The organism is Niallia sp. NCCP-28 (assembly GCF_023168165.1).
Taxonomy (GTDB): Bacteria; Bacillota; Bacilli; order Bacillales; family Cytobacillaceae; genus Niallia.
Genome location: NZ_BQYJ01000005.1, coordinates 210,304 through 228,719 on the forward strand (window position 1 = coordinate 210,304; position 18,416 = coordinate 228,719).

Annotated in this window: 11 protein-coding genes; 6 read left to right on the forward strand and 5 right to left on the reverse strand. The window is 34.6% G+C overall.

Translation table 11 applies throughout. The features are described from left to right. Nucleotides 1–369: 369 nt before the first annotated feature. The 4 genes from NCCP28_RS15910 to NCCP28_RS15925 all read left to right on the forward strand — a co-directional run bounded on the left by NCCP28_RS15910 (nucleotide 370) and on the right by NCCP28_RS15925 (nucleotide 6,167). Nucleotides 370–2,379: a catalase gene (locus tag NCCP28_RS15910; RefSeq protein ID WP_248562406.1), complete on the forward strand. Its 2,010-nt coding sequence runs from the start codon at nucleotides 370–372 to the stop codon at nucleotides 2,377–2,379. A 142-nt stretch (nucleotides 2,380–2,521) separates the two neighbouring features. Further along, nucleotides 2,522–3,190: an SIMPL domain-containing protein gene (locus NCCP28_RS15915; protein WP_248562407.1), complete on the forward strand. Its 669-nt coding sequence runs from the start codon at nucleotides 2,522–2,524 to the stop codon at nucleotides 3,188–3,190. Nucleotides 3,191–3,736: 546 nt separating this feature from the next. After that, nucleotides 3,737–4,720 carry a GMP reductase gene (guaC, locus tag NCCP28_RS15920; protein ID WP_248562408.1) on the forward strand — a complete coding sequence of 328 codons (984 nt, stop codon included), beginning with the start codon at nucleotides 3,737–3,739 and terminating at the stop codon, nucleotides 4,718–4,720. 304 nt (nucleotides 4,721–5,024) lie between these two features. Further along, nucleotides 5,025–6,167, forward strand: a complete 1,143-nt coding sequence (locus tag NCCP28_RS15925; RefSeq protein ID WP_248562409.1) for a PP2C family protein-serine/threonine phosphatase — start codon at nucleotides 5,025–5,027, stop codon at nucleotides 6,165–6,167. A gap of 70 nt (nucleotides 6,168–6,237) precedes the next feature. Here NCCP28_RS15925 and NCCP28_RS15930 read toward each other — a convergent pair whose 3' ends face one another. Then, nucleotides 6,238–7,086: a CheR family methyltransferase gene (locus NCCP28_RS15930; RefSeq protein WP_248562410.1), complete on the reverse strand. Its 849-nt coding sequence runs from the start codon at nucleotides 7,084–7,086 to the stop codon at nucleotides 6,238–6,240. 11 nt (nucleotides 7,087–7,097) lie between these two features. Next, a complete protein-coding gene (locus tag NCCP28_RS15935) occupies nucleotides 7,098–9,866 on the reverse strand; it encodes a CHASE3 domain-containing protein (protein WP_248562411.1) in 2,769 nt (922 codons plus the stop codon). Between the two features lie 397 nt (nucleotides 9,867–10,263). Between NCCP28_RS15935 and NCCP28_RS15940 the strand changes: the two genes are divergently transcribed. Beyond that, nucleotides 10,264–10,527, forward strand: a complete 264-nt coding sequence (locus NCCP28_RS15940) for a hypothetical protein (RefSeq protein ID WP_248562412.1) — start codon at nucleotides 10,264–10,266, stop codon at nucleotides 10,525–10,527. A 234-nt stretch (nucleotides 10,528–10,761) separates the two neighbouring features. Here NCCP28_RS15940 and NCCP28_RS15945 read toward each other — a convergent pair whose 3' ends face one another. After that, on the reverse strand, nucleotides 10,762–12,132 hold the full coding sequence (locus tag NCCP28_RS15945) for a polysaccharide pyruvyl transferase family protein (protein ID WP_248562413.1): 1,371 nt from the start codon (nucleotides 12,130–12,132) through the stop codon (nucleotides 10,762–10,764). A gap of 605 nt (nucleotides 12,133–12,737) precedes the next feature. Then, entirely contained in the window at nucleotides 12,738–15,215 is a 2,478-nt protein-coding gene (locus tag NCCP28_RS15950) for a DEAD/DEAH box helicase (protein WP_248562414.1), read from the reverse strand. A gap of 463 nt (nucleotides 15,216–15,678) precedes the next feature. On the opposite strand from NCCP28_RS15950, the gene NCCP28_RS15955 reads away from it, so the two are divergent. Then, entirely contained in the window at nucleotides 15,679–17,376 is a 1,698-nt protein-coding gene (locus NCCP28_RS15955) for a methyl-accepting chemotaxis protein (RefSeq protein ID WP_248562415.1), read from the forward strand. Nucleotides 17,377–17,476: 100 nt separating this feature from the next. On the opposite strand, the gene ypfJ is transcribed toward NCCP28_RS15955, so the two are convergent. After that, nucleotides 17,477–18,322, reverse strand: a complete 846-nt coding sequence (gene ypfJ / locus NCCP28_RS15960; protein WP_248562416.1) for a KPN_02809 family neutral zinc metallopeptidase — start codon at nucleotides 18,320–18,322, stop codon at nucleotides 17,477–17,479. Nucleotides 18,323–18,416 lie beyond the last annotated feature (94 nt).

Sequence of the window (18,416 nt, forward strand, 5' to 3'; positions counted from 1 at the left end):
GAGTGAAAGGTGCGAGACCCTGCTAGATTAGCGGGACAGGTTAAACCCCGCAGACCGCCCTACGGAAAGCGAACATCCTGGATTTAAAAGCAACAAATTTTACAAAAACAGCCTAAATCAAAAATGTAATGATGCATTATATGTTAACGTTTTATAAAGAACATTTTTTATCTTTATAAAAAAATAATTATCACCTTTACATCGGCGGATAGTTTCCTGAATTTAACACAATTATAAATTTTGTTACTAATTACCTATTTTTCAAATAAATGAAATGTAGAGTATCTTGATGTTTTATATAGAAAAAATAGGGAAAGTTAAGAAAAAGACTTGTAATGTACTACATAAATAATTAGAGGAGGCCTTCTTGTGGAAAATAAAAAGACAGAACAATTAAAAAATTACACGATTGATAATGAACAAAAAGCTGGATTAACAACAAACCAAGGTCTCAAAATGGCAGATGATGAATTTTCTTTAAAAGCTGGATTAAGAGGACCAACACTTTTGGAAGATTTCCATTTTAGAGAAAAAATGACTCACTTCGACCATGAACGCATTCCTGAACGAATTGTACATGCTCGCGGGGTAGGTGCACATGGTGTTTTCCAAGTATATGAATCTTTGGAAAAATACACGAAAGCCGATTTTCTTAATGATCCCTCCAAAATCACGCCTGTTTTTGTGCGCTTTTCGACTGTCCAAGGTTCAAGAGGATCAAGTGATACAGTCAGAGATGTGCGCGGCTTTGCAACAAAGTTTTATACAGATGAAGGCAATTATGATTTAGTAGGCAATAATATGCCTGTTTTCTTTATTCAAGATGCCATTAAATTTCCGGATTTTGTTCATGCTGTTAAACCAGAACCAGATACAGAAGTTCCCCAAGGAGCCAGTGCCCATGATACATTTTGGGATTTCTTCGGGCAAAATCCAGAATCCGCACATATGATTATGTGGGCAATGAGCGACCGTGCTATTCCTCGCAGTTTACGAATGATGGAGGGTTTTGGTGTCCATACATTCCGTTTGGTTAATAAAGAAGGGAAAGCACATTTTGTTAAATTTCATTGGAAGCCTGCACTCGGCGTTCATTCACAAGTTTGGGATGAAGCACAAAAAGCTGCCGGAAAAAATCCGGATTTTCATCGAATAGATTTATATGAAGCAATTAAGAAAGGTGATTTTCCAGAATGGGAGCTAGGACTTCAACTAATTCCAGAGGAAGACGAATTCAAGTTCAATTTTGATATATTAGATCCAACAAAACTTTGGCCTGAGGAAGAAGTGCCAGTAAAACTTGTCGGCAAAATGGTGTTAAATCGGAATGTTGATAACTTTTTTGCGGAAACAGAACAAATTGCCTTCCATCCAGGTCATGTAGTTCCAGGCATTGACTTTTCGAATGACCCTTTATTGCAAGGAAGATTATTCTCCTATACTGATACACAACTTTCTCGTTTAGGCGGTCCCAACTTTCATCAAATCCCAATTAATAAACCAGTTTGCCCATTCCATAATAATCAGCGTGACGGCATGCACCAAATGACTATCCATCATGGACAAACAAGCTATCATCGCAATAATTTAAATAATAATCAGCCAGAACCAGTACCTGAAAGTCAAGGTGGTTATGAACATTATCAAGAAAAAGTGGATGGACATAAGGTTCGGGGACGAAGTGAAAGTTTTTTAGATTTTTATTCACAAGCAAAATTATTCTACAATAGCCTTGCATCTTATGAACAACAACATCTTAAAAATGCGCTCAGCTTTGAACTAGGAAAATGCAAATCTCAGCAAGTTAAAGATAATGCCATTGCTGTATTAAATCATATCGATAGACAAGCAGCAGAAGAGGTTTCCGAAAATATCGGCGCACAGCTTCCGCAAGAAAACAATGAAGTAAAATCTGATAAAAAATCCCCTGCTCTCAGCATGGCAAATACAATTAAAAAACCGGATACAAAAAATGTTGCCATACTTTTAAATGGCGCACCAGATCTAAATAAAATTACCGAATGGGTCAACTCACTTGCATCATCTAAAATAAACTTTAGTATTGTAGATAAAAAAGTACATCCTCTAAATGAAAATTTAAAAGTTACAGACACTTATGACACAGCAGACAGCAGCCTGTTTGATTCAGCCTTGCTTATCAGCAGCGACAACAAAATAGATGCAAAACCTTTAGAATTTATTGAAATGTCCTTTAAACATTTTAAGCCCCTTGCTTTTTTTGTCCAGGATAAAAAGTCTTTAGATAATATTCGCATCGATTTAAATGATTCTGGCGTCTTTAATCTGTCTACAAAAGATATAACAGATTTTATTAAAGGCATTGCAGAAGGCCGTTTCTGGGATCGTAAACAACAATAAAAACCAAGCCCCTAATTTAGGCAAGATTAGGGGCTTGGTTTTTATTTAAGGTTGTTTTCTAAAAGATAGAAGAAAAAATAGGATAAACACTTCTTCTTCATCCCTATAATAGAATAATTTGTATAGGAAAGGAGAAGAAAATATGCATTATCCATTTATAAGAGAAGGCAATCAAACAAAAAAGCGTTATATGACTGTTTATGGAAGCTCCCATATTACAGTAGAGCCAAATATTGCGAGCATACAATTAGGTGTTGTAAATGAGGATACTGAACTTACTAAAGCACAGCAAAAAAATGCTAGCTTGATTCAGCAAATTACCAAGGCCTTACTAAATCAAGGAATTTCAAAGGAGCATATTCAAACTGCTGATTATTCCATTTATCCTCAATATGATTTCATTGATAATATTCAACAATTTCGAGGATACCAAGTAAAACACTTGCTGTCTATTACAATAGAAAATATCAGTCAAACAGGAAGCGTAATAGATACAGCAGCAAAAAATGGTGCTAACAGTATATCAAATATTCACTTTTCTATAAAAAATAAGGATATTTATTATAATACTGCCTTAAAAATGGCATTAAACAATGCACTGGAAAAAGCTCAAACTATTGCTGAAGATTTAAAGGTCCACCTAGATTCAGTGCCTGCTAAAATTTTAGAGCAACAGACAGAGCATGCTTCCCCTATCGCCTATAAAGCATTTGCGCCTTCAAATGCACTAGCTGGGGCCTCTACATCTATAGAAGCAGGACAATTACAGCTACAAGCAAAAGTGGAAGTGAAATTTTATTATTATACTTAATAAAGTGAAACTTCAAACAGTAGGGGTTTTACTGCTCGTTACTGCCGGATAAATATTAAAAAGCGCCCTTTATTGGGCACTGCACTCTATTTCCCCAAATCCGTAAAATTCCTTTATCATCTAAATAGCTCTGGATAAAATCCCTTTGCCAATTTTTCTACCGTATATGCCATACGATTACCAGACAATACACTTTCTAATGTAATCACAACAAACTTCTCTTTTTTTACACAATTAACTGAGAAAGATCCGGGTCAACAATAAATGGGCAAACATGATTGTATTGTTTTTTCATAAAAATCAAAAGCGCATTACCTTGTTTTTTTAAAATCCCAAATTATATCTGTAAATAACATTTTCTCATCACCAAAATTGAAAAAATTATCTTTACCTTATAAATCGCGCCTTCATTATATTGGTGTGATTTTTTATCTTACATAATAGTTAAAAAACTTTGACATCCTATTAAAAATGATGTAAATTACCATAGGGACGAACATTTAAAATGAACAAACAAAAAATATTCGTATTTAGAGGTGCAAACTCATGGATAATGTATTTGATTATGAAGATATTCAATTAATTCCGGCAAAATGTATTGTTAATAGCCGTTCAGAGTGTGATACAAGCATAACTTTAGGAAAACATACATTTAAACTACCAGTAGTGCCTGCAAATATGCAGACAATTATTGACGAAAAAGTTGCTGTTTATTTAGCTGAAAATGGATACTTTTATATTATGCATCGTTTTCAGCCTGAAAAAAGAAGTTCATTTATTAGAGATATGCAAGCACGCGAACTTTACTCTTCCATTAGCGTTGGCGTAAAAGAAGAAGAATATGGATTTATTGAACAATTAGCTGCTGAAGGACTTGTTCCAGACTATATTACAATTGATATTGCGCATGGACATTCTAATGCAGTTATCGAGATGATCAAACATATAAAAAAATACTTGCCTGAAAGTTTTGTTATTGCAGGTAATGTTGGTACTCCAGAAGCAGTAAGAGAGTTGGAAAACGCCGGAGCAGATGCTACAAAAGTAGGAATTGGACCTGGCAAAGTCTGCATTACAAAAATTAAAACAGGTTTTGGTACTGGCGGTTGGCAATTAGCAGCACTTCGCTGGTGTGCAAAAGCAGCAAGTAAACCAATTATTGCAGATGGTGGTATCCGCACAAATGGTGATATTGCTAAATCTGTAAGATTCGGCGCTTCTATGGTGATGATCGGATCCTTATTTGCCGGACATGAAGAATCTCCAGGTGAAACTTTCGAAAAAGATGGAAAACTTTTCAAAGAATATTTCGGATCTGCATCTGAGTTCCAAAAAGGCGAAAAGAAAAACGTGGAAGGCAAAAAAATGTTTGTAGAGCATAAAGGTGCTCTTCAAGATACATTAACAGAAATGGAACAAGATCTTCAATCTTCTATCTCCTATGCTGGAGGCAATAAATTGGAATCTATCCGCAATGTTGATTATGTGGTAGTTAAAAACTCTATCTTTAACGGAGATAAAGTATATTAATTTAGAAACCTAAAACCAAAAAAGGGCAGGTTTACTACTCTTTTTTGGTTTTCTAATTAAATCTTTCAGATCCATCCTTTTATTTACAGAAAATCCAATATCCTCGTTATTAATCTGCTACTTTATACCCCTTTTCACTAAACTCCTTCCTATCTCAATCATTAAATTACAGGTATAGATTGATTTTTTGTATAATATAATATAAATAGATTTTTAAAAACAATTCTATCTATCAATACATAATAATCCTAGCATTTGCTAAAAATCGTCAATACTAAGGAAAGAATAAGGAGTTATTATAATTATGACTATTCTTCTTGTAGATGACAATCCTGTCAATCTATTTGTAATGGAAAAAACACTAAAAAGTGCAGGCTATACTGATTGTGTATCTCTTCATTCTGCTTTTGAACTTTTTGATTATTTGCAGCTTGACACATATACATCTTCCTATATTCCAGTGGATTTAATTTTATTAGATATTATGATGCCAGAAATAGATGGAATCGAAGCATGCAAACGCATTAAAGAGCACGACAGATTAAAAGATATCCAAGTCATTTTCGTCACAGCTCTTGAAGATAAAAATAAACTGGCAGAGGCGCTGGATATTGGGGGCGTAGATTATATAACAAAACCGCTTAACAAAGTGGAACTTCTTGCACGAATACGTGTTGCCCTCCGTTTAAAGGCCGAATTAGATTGGCACACTCAACATGAGAAAAAAATTCAATATGAACTAGATTTAGCCACACATGTTCAAAGAAGTCTACTAAGCACACCTTTACACGAGAAAAACATTCAAATCGATGTATCCTATCTTCCTTCCTTTAATTTAGCAGGAGATATGTATTATTGGCATAAAATAAATGATCATCGTTACGCCGTTATACTCCTTGATATGATGGGACATGGAATTTCTGCCTCGCTTGTTTGCATGTTCATTTCTTCTGTTTTAAGAGAATCCATTAAACAACTGGCCGATCCAGAGCTTGTTATCACTGAATTAAACCGATATATGGCTTTATTAAAAAATGAAAAACAAGACCTATCCTATTATTTTACTGCTATTTATTTATTGGTAGATACGGAAGAAAAAACGATTGAATATGTAAATGCAGGTCATCCTCCTGGATTTGTTCTTATTGATGAAAAAGAAGTAGTTGCTCTAGATCAAGGTGGCTGCGCAGTCGGCTTCTTTGATGAAATTCCTGTTCAAAAGTCCATTATTCCCTTTACAAAGGATGCCCAAATTTTATTGTATACAGACGGAGTTCTGGAGGCAATGGGACCTTGCGAGATAGAGTCAGAGAAGCGAATCCGATCCATTGCATCAAAAAAATTAAATCATACAACTTGTGTAATCGATAATTTATTGACTACCGAGCAGCAGAAGGATCAACCAGACGACATGTGTGTGTTGCTTGTCCAAGCAACAACAAAATAACTTTTTCAATAGAAAAAAGGGCCTGTCCTATAAGTTAAAAACTTTCACTTATAGGGGACAGACCCTTTTGCTATATTTTTTGATAAAGGCGTTCATTTTCTGCTACATCTCTATAATGTGGCATTACATCTGCAAATCGCAATGTTTCTTTATCTCCTAACCCTAAAAAACCACCTTTGCTTAGACTTTCATAAAAAAGCTTTTGAACTTTATTTTGCAAAGACTGGGTAAAGTAAATAAGTACATTACGGCATATTATCACATGAAATTCATTAAAAGACTGATCAGTTACAAGATTATGCTGTGCAAAGATAATATTCTTTAACAATGATTCATGAAAATACGCATATTGTTGATCGGTTTTATAATACTCAGAAAAAGCATTTGCTCCCCCTGCAAGAATATAGTTTTTTGTATATGCCTGCATTTTATTTAAAGGAAATGCACCCAAACTTGCTTTTTGCAAAACATGCTCATTCATATCTGTTGCATAAATAACCGCTTTTTCCATCAAACCTTCTTCTTCAAGAAGAATCGCCATAGAATATACCTCTTCGCCTGTTGCACAGCCAGCATGCCATATTCGAATCTCTTTATGATCCCGCAACTTTGGTATCACTTCTTTTCGAAATGCTTTAAAAAAGCTAGGATTGCGAAACATTTCCGTTACATTAATCGAAAAATCATTAAGAATTTGTTCCAAAAAACTTCTTTCATGAATAATTTTTTCTAATAATCGGGAAATTGTTGAAATATTTTCCAACTTCATTCGATAATAGATTCGACGAGATATGGAGGATCGGTTATACTCTCGAAAATCAAATCCTGATAAGCGGTAAATTCCCTCAAGCAACAGGTCTACCTCTATATTCGTATTTTCGTTATCCTGTCCTTGCTTCAAGTATTCTTCATTATCCATCCAATTTCTCCTTAATTCGCTAACCATACTCTTAGAACAGAAAATAATTGATCTAAATCTAATGGCTTGCTAATATAATCAGAAGCTCCTGCCTCAATACATTTTTCCCGATCATTTTTCATTGCTTTTGCAGTTAAAGCGATAATTGGAATATCAGTCAATCCCATTGATGTCCTTATTTTGGACATTGCTTCATAACCATTCATATTTGGCATCATAATATCCATAAGAATTACATCAATATCTTTTGTATCTTTAATAATATCAAGAGATTCATTTCCATTCCGAGCTACTAGAATATTCATCCCTCTTTTTTCAAGGGTCGTTTTTAATGCGAAGATATTTCGATAATCATCATCCACGATTAAAACCTTTTTCCCCGTAAACTCATCATACTCATTTATAGATAGTTGCAATGTTTCCTCTTTTTGCGCATAAATTTCCGCTTTAGCATTTTCTGCTGTTATTTCAGATGCACCTGCTTCTAGATAAGCAGCATCTATTTCTTTTTCCTCTGGAAAACCATTTGGCAGACTTGGGATTATAAGCGTAAAGGTACTTCCTGCGCCTTCCTGGCTCTCTAAAGAAATCCAGCCTCCTAAAAGTTTAGCAAACTCCCTGCAAATGGATAATCCTAAGCCAGTTCCTCCATATTTGCGAACTGTTGCTCCATCAGCTTGCTGAAAAGATTCAAAGATTAGTTTATGCTTTTCTTTCGGTATGCCTATGCCTGTATCTACCACTGCAATTTCCAGCCAATTTGAGCTGATATTTTGCATTCCATTGGTTACTCCACTTTTACCCATTTTTTTAATATTTAATGATACAGAACCGTTTTCTGTAAATTTAAATGCATTTGAAAGCAGATTTTTAATTATTTGTAAAAATCTCTTTTCATCGCTATAAAAAATATTTTCCACATCTTTTGATTTTATGACCTTAAACTCTAGGTTTTTTTGTTTTGCTATTGGCAAAAAGTTTCTTTCCATCACTAATGGCAACTCATCCATATTCACTTCATCAAATTGAATATCCAATTTTCCAGCTTCTACTTTAGAAAGATCTAATATATCATTAATCAATGAAAGGAGATCTTTTCCTGAGGAATGTATTACCTTAGCATATTCTGTCTCTTCTGTAGATAACCCCTCATTTTCATTTTCTGCCAGTAATTCAGATAAGATCAAAATACTATTAAGGGGTGTTCGTAACTCATGGGACATATTTGCCAGAAATTCTGACTTATAGTTGGAATTTAAGGTGAGCTGTTCCGCCTTTTCCTCTAATTCTTCCTTCGCTCGCTCCAGCTCTTTTGATTTTGCTTCGGCATCTTTTGTTCTTTCTTCTAGCTGCTCATTAATAGCAAGCAATTCCTCTTTTTGCACTTGCAGTTCTTCTGACTGAGTTTGCAGCTCTTCTGACTGGGTCTGCAATTCTTCCGACTGTGCCTGCAATTCCTCTGTCATTGTTCTTGATTCATTTAACAATCGAATAATTTCCATACGGCCCATTATACTATTGATGGTTAATCCAAAAGTTCTTATTATTTCTTCTACTAGCTCTTGCTGCAATTTTGTAAACTCTTTTATGGTTGCAAGTTCAATAACTGCTATAACTTCATCTTCAAATAATACCGGCGCCATTAAAATACCCTTTGGAGCAACTTTGCCTAAGCCCGTTTCAATAAAACGGTAATCATCGGGAATTTCCTTATATAAAAGAATCCGATTTTCTATTGCACATTGCCCGATTAATCCTTGGCCCAAAACAAAACTTTCCCGCCCAATTGATGTATAATCTGAATCTGCAAAGCTTGCTCTCTTAACAAAAGTGTTCCTTTGATCATTCTTTTCACGAACATAAAATGCCCCAAATGATGCTTGTGTCATTTTTGCCATTTCTTTAAGAAACGTATCTGCTAATACTTGTATAGAGGATATACCTTGATATTTTGTAACTACTTCAGCAAGATTGGATTGCAGCCATTCACGTTTTTCAAAGCTATCCAATAACTGATTCGTTGCTTGTCCAAGTTCTTTTATTTCATCATTTGTTTTTACATCAATCCTTCTTTTAAGATCCCCGCTTGATGCTGCAATACTCTTAATCGCTGTTGTCACTTCCATTATTTTATTAACAATAGATTTAGATATAATATTGGCAGCAATAATTGCTATAGCAGACACAATCACAATAATTCCTATTAAACCAATTGTGACTATATTATTTCTATTATCTAACTGAGCCGCCTTTTCCTGAGTAGCCGCCTTTTCTTCAGAGCGAAAAGCATTAAACTGCTTGCGCATCATTTCCATATCTTTATGACCATTGTCTGTTAGAAAAAATTCTTGAAGGCCTTTCTCATCATTTTCCCTTTTTAATTGTATCGTCGGTTCGCCAGCAGTTGTTATCCAATGTTCTATCGTTGTTCTAATTTCTTTTAAATTATTCTGTTGATCTGGATTATCCTTTAATAGTTTCATAAGCTTATTATAATCCAGTTTCCAATTTTCCTCGGCTTTGTTATATGGTTCTAAATAAGTTGAGTCTCCTGTAATAATGAAACCACGTTGCCCCGTTTCCATATCCAGCATATATTTTTCTATATTGTTGGTCAGCTCATGAACTTTGGAATCATGATTAATAATATAATTTCTTTCCTTTTGCAAGGATTTAATTTGACTATTAATAATAATAACCGATGCAAGCAAGCAGCAAATTATAACCACATAGCCAAAGGTAATCTTTGAGCGAATTCCTACTTTCCTATTATTCTTCATTATCTTCCTGCCTTCTCGTAATCATTTAATAATTATATTAATAGTATACCAATTGGAATAAAAAAAGAACATCATCCGCTCCATTATGTATATCAACCTATTTATTCCATTTTTCCCTATTATTAAATGGAGCCGTATTCCTTGTTCATCTTTCCCGCTTCACTACTTTAGAATATAAAACTTTATCACGAATTGAACATTTCTTTTCTAATAGTGTATCATTAATAAATTTTTACCTTTAATAAGAACGGGGGAATATGGAATTATCGGATTAGGCAATATGACGAGAAAGCCTTATTTGCCAGTTCTCTCTGAAAGATCAGGAACAGGGAGACTATTTATCATCTATCAGAAAAATGTCGAATACCAAAAAAAAAATATTGGATGAACTAAAAAAATGGATATTGATGCTGCATTTGTCCGTACCGCTCCGGATGCTCATTTTGAAATTGCTGAAAAATGGACCCCTGTTTACATAGATAAGCCTATCTCTATTGATTTTCCTGAAGCCCAAAATAGATTCCCCTATCCTGACTATATCAGAAGATTTATCGCAGGAAATTTTATTCATATAGTGGATATATCACGGTTCCTGATGGATACAAAAGTTTTAGATAGGAGAATAGAATCGAAATGGGGATCCAACAGAAAAAATTATTGAATATATGACAGGTCAGCATCGAAAAATTGGGAGAATGGGAACCAACTCTTTATAAACTAAATAATCGACTATTTTATTGATTGGGTGCAACATAATAAACAGGCGAGCTCATCTATTAGCGACTCGCTTCTCACACATGAAAAATATGTGAGCGCATTATTTTATACATTGATTCCAACAATTAAAAAGCAGCTGTTACCTTTTAAGATAACAACTGCTTTTGTATGCATCCATTTATTTAAAGCTGAACATATTAGCTGTTTTTAAAGCCAATTTTACTGCTTTTCTATTCATAGTGCCTTGGTGTTTTTTAATCACTTTTTCTTTTTCTGCCAACTTAGTTTGCAGGTTTTTAATTGTTTTTTCTTTGCTGTCGTCTTCTGGATGATATTTTTCCCACCTTGCTACTATCTCTTCCAAACCGCATCCGCTTATTGGAGAAACAACTGGCTGCAGCTTAGTTTCCGCTATTTTTTTATCCAATGGAACAGCGCTTGGCGAAAGGGTGTCTTTATAAATATGGTTTAAATTATTTTTATTAAGGAAATTAATAAAGTTATCAAAGTTTTTTCCTTGTCTTCTAGCTGGTTTTTGGAAGTCGCTTTTTTCAATCAGCTCAGACAGTGTTGTTTTTTCTGTAATATCATTTGCCCACACATATGTCAGCTGATGATATTCAGCTAATTCACGCATACGGGCGTCTTTTGGAATGATAATGCTAGGTGTTCCAGCAATTGTTGCAGCGATATTACCATGTAATCTAGCTCCAAAACTTAAATCAGCTTGTTTCATTAAATCCAGCCACCCAGGAACATTTAATGGATATCGAACTCTATTATTCATATAAGTTGGATCAGACATTTTCACAGGGTAATTACTGCTCGGTTTTGCAATAGAAGGCGCACCCAAGTATGTAAGCTTTAGCTCTTTCAACCATTGCGGAATAAAATAGTGATTAGGAAACTCTTCCATTCCTCTTGTAATAAAATCTAAAACATGTTTAGGCGAAAGTCTTGATGAGTTTACGCAAACCGTTGATTCTTTTGTTATATTTGTTTCTCTTATCTTTAATTCCCTTCCAAAAGTATACATAGAAGGGCATCCGATTACAGTGTGGTCAATCCCTTCGCGAAATCCTAATCTAGTTAGATATTGGGAGGTTATTTCTCCTCGGAGACCAATAGTACTTGATTTCTCCAATACTGCGCGGACAAAATCTTTTACATCTTGATCAAAAGGGAAACCCTCATCTAATTTTGGTTCAAAGGGTGCACGCAATCCTACACCAATAACTACTACAGGAATTTTCAATTTTTTTATTAGTGCCGTATACTTACGCAATGATGGAACAAATTCCTTGCGAAAAGCATCTGCTAATGGAATGATGTAGCAATCGTATTTTTCATTGATTTCATCTGCATATTTTGGATCGTAGTCATAATAATCAGGCGCAATAGCAGTATCTTCTGTCATCAATGTACGAAAAACACTGTATTGATAAACAAGGTTTCCTACATTTCCTCCAATTGAGTTGTTTAAAAGAATGTGAGGGGCATCAAACGTATCAAATGGTGACATTCCTGCGCGTATTATAATATTTTTCATGTAAAAAATGCTCCTTTCTGAATTCCCATATGCTGTTTTGCTGAGCTGACTTTTTAAAAGCTTTTATACTTTAGATTCTAATACTAGGGAATTGAGTATTTATAAACTAATAATAAATTTTTACATACTCTATTTTTAACAGCCTAGCCAATTTTTTTTGCACCTATACTTTAAGTTCCTTTTATAAATGCTATTCTTTTCAAGGACATGCATATATTTATTAGAGAATAAATCGCATAAACCCATCTTTTATTACCCCATATAAAAGGAATGCAAACATTTTTTATAGATTTTTTTCATTTTGGCTGTTTTTGTATAGATTGTGGCCTTTAAAATCAGCAGCCTGCAGGATCGTCTTTCCCGCTTTCCCACAGTAGTCTCCATATATGCAGGCTGCTCGAGACTTACTTTCCCTATGTTTTTTTCTGTTAAAAACAACAAACTTTGAGAAAACAGCCTTTATTTTATATAGAAAGATGCTAGCAACTCATTCTTAATTTTCTCTTAATAAAGTTATACAAAAAAATCATTGAAAGTCTATCTCTTTCGTTTTCTTAAAATAAAGCAGTAGAGATCTAAATATTCTAGATTCCTACTGCTTATCACTATTTTGCAAAATAACATTCATTGCAAATCGAATATCTAAACATCGCTGGCAGTTCTTTCCCACAAACTCTGCAAGTTTTTTTGCGGCTTTTTATCCCTGACTTCAGCAGCTCGTGAATTTTATCACTTATTTCTTCTCGCACTCTTTCCCAATAATAGGCTTCCGTCCGTTTCTCTAATCTGTAAAGAAATAAAAGGTGAAGCCCAATTGCTTTATAGGATAATTCCAATTCTTCGAGATTCGTCCCTTTAACATGCGGCTCTGGCAACTCATGATTTTCTACAATAGCTTCCATATTCCTTTTCCATTGACTTCTTAATGTAGGCTCACTTGTGGAAAACGGAAGTCGCAAAAAGCTAAATAAGTCATATAAAGAGAGCCTTGCTTCTATCATTGTCCCCACAATACTTTCGTACAATAGTTTTTCTTCGGATAAAGTAGCTTTTTTTGTTCCTTCAGGACTCTTAAAATGATCCCATAAATAGAAAAACAAGCTGAGTTTATTCGAATATTTTTGAAACCTTTCTAGAACTGCCTGTGTCGGCGCAATGGTAAATCCCTCTATACTTTCATCTTCCTTTTCTAACAACTGTTTCATTTTTCTTTGCTCAGTTGCAAAAGCCACTTTGCCAATATTGTATATTCCTCTGCGGCCCGCTCTTCCTGCTATTTGTTTTACTTCTTGAGAGGTAAGCAATCTTCGCCTTATGCCATCAAATTTATCATTTTCTAGAAAAACAATACGCCTGACCGGCAAATTTAGTCCCATTCCAATTGCATCTGTTGATACAATAACCGATGTTTCACCATTAATAAATCGCTCCATTTGCTTTTTCCTAGTTTCTGGAGGCATGCTGCCATATATCATACTGACCTGACGTCCTGTTTTTTGAAGTTCCGCGGCTGTTTCAAGCACCCCTCTTCTGGAAAAGCAAACAAGTGCATCTCCTTTTCTAGTATGATTTAAATGAAAGGTTTGCGTCTCCACTTCTAATGGAATATCTCTCTTATACTCATGCACTTCAACATGAGAATCGCCTAAAATTTGCAAAATCATAGCTTTAGCATGAAGGCTGCAGATAATATGAACCTCTTTTGCATTTGCTTTTGTAATAGCTCGATACCACGAAAAACCACGATCCTTATCAGCAATCATCTGCGCTTCATCTATGACAATTACTTCATAAAAATCTTTCTCATGAAACATCTCTACTGTACTCGATTGATGCATGGCCCCCATCACCGGCTTTTCCTCTTCTCCAGTCTTTAAGGAGCACAGAACCTGTTCTTCATTTAACTTTTCAAAAACCTCTAATGCCAAAAGCCGTAAAGGAGCTAAATATAAACCACTATTTGCTTTCTTCATTCTGGATAAGGCTTGGAACGTTTTCCCTGTATTTGTTTCCCCTGTATGAAGAATATAATGAATGTTTCTGCTTGCTGGGGGATAATATTCTCTTCCGAAAATATCATCAATCATTCTTGCCTCTTCCTCTTGACGCCGCCTTCTTTCTTCTTTATCTTCAAAAGCCTTCTGCTCTCTTCTAGCGATATCTCTTTCATATATTTCCCGATGTATTTCCCTATCGAATGGAATATCGATTAATTTTAGAAGGTCTTTTAGCTGTTCTTCAAGCAAATCATCTATTAACTCAAACGTTATATCTGTAAATATGCCATATCCCACTTCTTTCAAATAGGCATTCGGCATAGTATGCTGATAAACTTGTTGATATTCATCGAGCAAACGCGGCGGCAATTCATTCTTTAACCAATTAGGCAAAAAGTCTACTAAATAATTCTGTATAAGACTTGCATATGCTTCACTTCTGTCCTCTATAAAATGAAATTTATTATAAGGCAATTCCATTTCATTATATAAATACTCTTCAAATAACAGCTCAGAAGAAGATAAAACAATCCCATACCTTTCAATTTCAACAGCAAGATGGCTTCCAACCAAGTAGCGTATATAAAGATAAATATCTTCATATTGTTTTCCAACTTGCTTTTCCATATAATATTCAAACTTGCTCTCTAACTTCCCCCTCAATTCTCGCTGCTCTACTTGTTCCTTGCGCTCAAGATACCCTTCTCTAGCATTTGTATATATTTGTTTCCAACTGCAAGATTCCTCCGAAATAAATTCATCCAGCCATTGTTGAAAAGCATACGGCTTTACTTCTCTAATTTGCGCGCGAAATAATTGATTTAGCTTTTTTTTCGGGATTCCTTCTATAGAAATACCATTCTCCTCTAAGTACTGCTTTTTTTCATCGCTGGAAGTATGGCTTGCTGCTGTGTTAATCCATGTATTCAGCCATATTTGGCTAATATACTCTTCTCTATCCAAAATATATTGATTATAAGAAGGCATTGTATCTTGTTTCTCCAAATAACGACCAACATCTTCTAAAATAAGTTTTTGAGTGCGTTCGACTGCCTGTAAATAATAGGGTTTCAGGATTTTATTCATTTAAAAACTCCTAAAAATAATATATTTCCTTTAGTTTCTGTCGTTTATGTAAATTCATGTATCGTTTATATAGACTTCCAATGATACCCATTCAATAATTATGAACTTTCTGTGCACAATTCACAAATAGGTATTTAAACCTATTTTATCATGCTATAATTTACATATATTAGTATTTATTTTCAATAAAATCATTCCATTAGAACTATAAGGAAAACTAGCTAATTTCCACATTTTTTAAAACCATCTATTGTATATTCTTTATAACTTAATAGTTTGATAAAAGCAAACTCCTTCAGAAGTTGGGAACCAACATATAGGACTAATGCAAAAGCCAACAGATTGATGAATATTTTTTATTTTAATGCATTAGTGGACACCTTGCGGATTCTTCCAACTTCAAAAGCAAGTTTATGATATTGATGCATTATTAATTACTATATAGAATAGCGAGATGAAGAGGATGAAATGGACGATAAAGAAAAAAATCAACCTTGGTTTTTCTATCATATTGCTGATATTAGCGGCATTAGCAAGTATCTCTTACTATCAGATCACTGTTGTAGACAAAACCTATACAGAATTAATTAATGACAAAGCAAAAAAATTATCCATGATTAAAGACCTTGAAATCACAGTTAAAGATGAACAAACCAGTTTACGCGGATATCTTCTAACTGAGGATGAAACGGCACTTCACAAATATCAAAGTGCAGCACAAGAATATATGAATCAAAGCAATGCCTTAGGTAAAATAATTAAACACCCTAAAGCTAAAACATTACTTTCTCAATTAAATCAAATTGAAAAAGAATATAAGGAAATTGCTGATAAAACAATTAAACTAAAACAAGAAAAGAAAACAGAGGAATATGCAGCAATTATATCAGGACAAGGCAAGGAAGTGATTGAGCGCTTTAGTCTGAAAGCAGAGGAGTTAACTAATTATCAACAAGCCGTCTTGGATAATGAAAGCGTTTCAACAACCGATAATGTTTATTCTATTTTAAACATCGTGCTGCTATTAAGTATCGCTGCCATCCTTATTGGGTTCCTTATTGCCTTTTATACTGCCAAAATTATATCAAAACCAATAATTATCGTGAATACAGCTGCCAAGAAAATAGCAGATGGCGATTTAACTGCGGATAAAATCAATATACAAAACAAGGATGAAATTGGTGATCTTGCAAGCTCTTTTAATAAAATGGCTGCTAATTTAAAAAATATTATTCAACAAGTTTCTATAAATGCGGATCATGTAGCGGCAACATCCGAAGAACTATCTGCAAGCTCTGAACAAACAAGTAGAGCTGCTGAGCAAATCACCATTTCTATACAAGAAGTTTCAGCAAATGCAGAAAAACAATTCACGAATATAGAAAAGACTTCTCTTACTATAAATAAAATGGCTGCAGGAATAAATCAAATAGCCAATAACGCTCAACTAGTTGCTGCTAGCGCTAGCGAAACATCTACAAAAGCTGCAGAAGGGGATAAATCCATTCATACTGCTATTCAACAGATGAATTCTATCCAGCAAAATGTTCAAAGTTTATCAACCATTATTGCAGGACTAGGAAATCGTTCAATGGAAATCAATGAGATTATTAATGTAATTACAAATATTTCAGCACAAACAAATCTTTTAGCATTAAATGCTGCTATTGAAGCCGCAAGAGCTGGTGAACATGGCAGAGGGTTTTCCGTAGTTGCAGATGAAGTGCGCAAGTTAGCAGAACAAGCTGCTATCTCTGCTCAACAAATAGCTGAACTGATAAAACATAATCAAGAAGAGGTAAATAAAGCTATTTTATCCATGAATTCTGCTACAAAAGAAGTATCTGAAGGAATTCATATCATAAACGATTCAGGAAATTTATTTGCTCATATTGAAGGTTCCATTAAGCTAGTTACACAGCAAATTCAAGAAGTTTCAACCGCTGTTCAAGAAATGGCAGAAGGCTCAGAACATATAATACAAACAATAGACTATGTTACAGGAATTGGAGAATCAACTGCATCCAATAGCCAGGAAGTGTCTGCCGCAACCGAAGAACAGCTAGCATCAATAGAAGAAATCGCTTCTTCCTCCCTATCTTTATCGCAAATGGCAGAAGATCTACAAACACATATAAGAAAATTTAAAATACAAAAATAATCAGGCCTGTCTATTCGTTTTTAAATTTGGACATATATGTATCAAAAAACCCCCTAAACAACATATGAATTTAGGGGGTTTTTAAACAAGCCATAAAACATTATAGTTTTTTTGCTTGAAACGTATCTCCATCTTCTATTTTTCCAGATTGAAACCCTTTATAAAACCAACGTTTTCTTTGTTCTGAAGTTCCATGTGTAAAACTTTCTGGCACAACATATCCCTGTGCTTTCTTCTGAAGCGTATCATCTCCAACCGCTGTCGCTGCTGTTAATGCCTCCTCTAAGTCTCCCTCTTCAAGCAAATCCATTCCTTGTGCATGATTTGCCCAAACTCCAGCATAATAATCTGCCTGCAGTTCAAAACGAACAAGATACTTATTAAATTCTTCTTCGCTTAATTTTGAGCGCAAAGGCATAATCTTATCCGATGTACCAAGAAGAGTCTGTACATGATGGCCTACCTCATGGGCAATTACATATGCCATTGCAAAGTCTCCTGGTGCCTGAAATTTATCCTGCAGCTCTTGGTAGAAGCTAAGATCAATATACAGTTTCTGATCACCTGGACAATAAAAGGGGCCTACCGATGAACCAGCTGTCCCACAGGCAGAATCAACACTCCCCGTATACAAAACAAGAGTAGGTTCTTTATAAGAAAGTCCATCCTTTTGAAATTCTTCCTTCCATACTTTTTCTGTATCAGCGAGAACAACGGAGACAAATTCTGCTAGTTCTTTTTCCTCGGCTGTTTCTTCATAAGAAGTATCGCTGCCTGAATCAGACAAAGACAAATTATTTAATAACTCTCCAGGGTTTCCTCCCATTAAAGTTATAATAACAACAATAACTATTCCAATCCCACCGCCAATAATGCCTTTCCCGCCTATGCTTTTTCCTCGGCGATCTTCTATATTGGAACTTTTCCGTCTACCTTGCCATTTCATTGCTATACCCCCTAGTTGATAGATCAAATAATGATAGTTGTGTTATACCCGAAAAAATAAATTTTTAGACAATCATTACTTTATTGTATAAAGC

Excerpts from the sequence above, each read along its gene's own strand:
- NCCP28_RS15915 (WP_248562407.1), top strand. The coding sequence starts at position 2,522 with ATGCATTATCCATTTATAAGAGAAGGCAATCAAACAAAAAAGCGTTAT.
- guaC (WP_248562408.1), top strand. The coding sequence starts at position 3,737 with ATGGATAATGTATTTGATTATGAAGATATTCAATTAATTCCGGCAAAA.
- NCCP28_RS15925 (WP_248562409.1), top strand. The coding sequence starts at position 5,025 with ATGACTATTCTTCTTGTAGATGACAATCCTGTCAATCTATTTGTAATG.
- NCCP28_RS15930 (WP_248562410.1), bottom strand. The coding sequence starts at position 7,086 with ATGGATAATGAAGAATACTTGAAGCAAGGACAGGATAACGAAAATACG.
- NCCP28_RS15935 (WP_248562411.1), bottom strand. The coding sequence starts at position 9,866 with ATGAAGAATAATAGGAAAGTAGGAATTCGCTCAAAGATTACCTTTGGC.
- NCCP28_RS15940 (WP_248562412.1), top strand. The coding sequence starts at position 10,264 with ATGGATATTGATGCTGCATTTGTCCGTACCGCTCCGGATGCTCATTTT.
- NCCP28_RS15945 (WP_248562413.1), bottom strand. The coding sequence starts at position 12,132 with ATGAAAAATATTATAATACGCGCAGGAATGTCACCATTTGATACGTTT.
- NCCP28_RS15950 (WP_248562414.1), bottom strand. The coding sequence starts at position 15,215 with ATGAATAAAATCCTGAAACCCTATTATTTACAGGCAGTCGAACGCACT.
- NCCP28_RS15955 (WP_248562415.1), top strand. The coding sequence starts at position 15,679 with ATGAAATGGACGATAAAGAAAAAAATCAACCTTGGTTTTTCTATCATA.
- ypfJ (WP_248562416.1), bottom strand. The coding sequence starts at position 18,322 with ATGAAATGGCAAGGTAGACGGAAAAGTTCCAATATAGAAGATCGCCGA.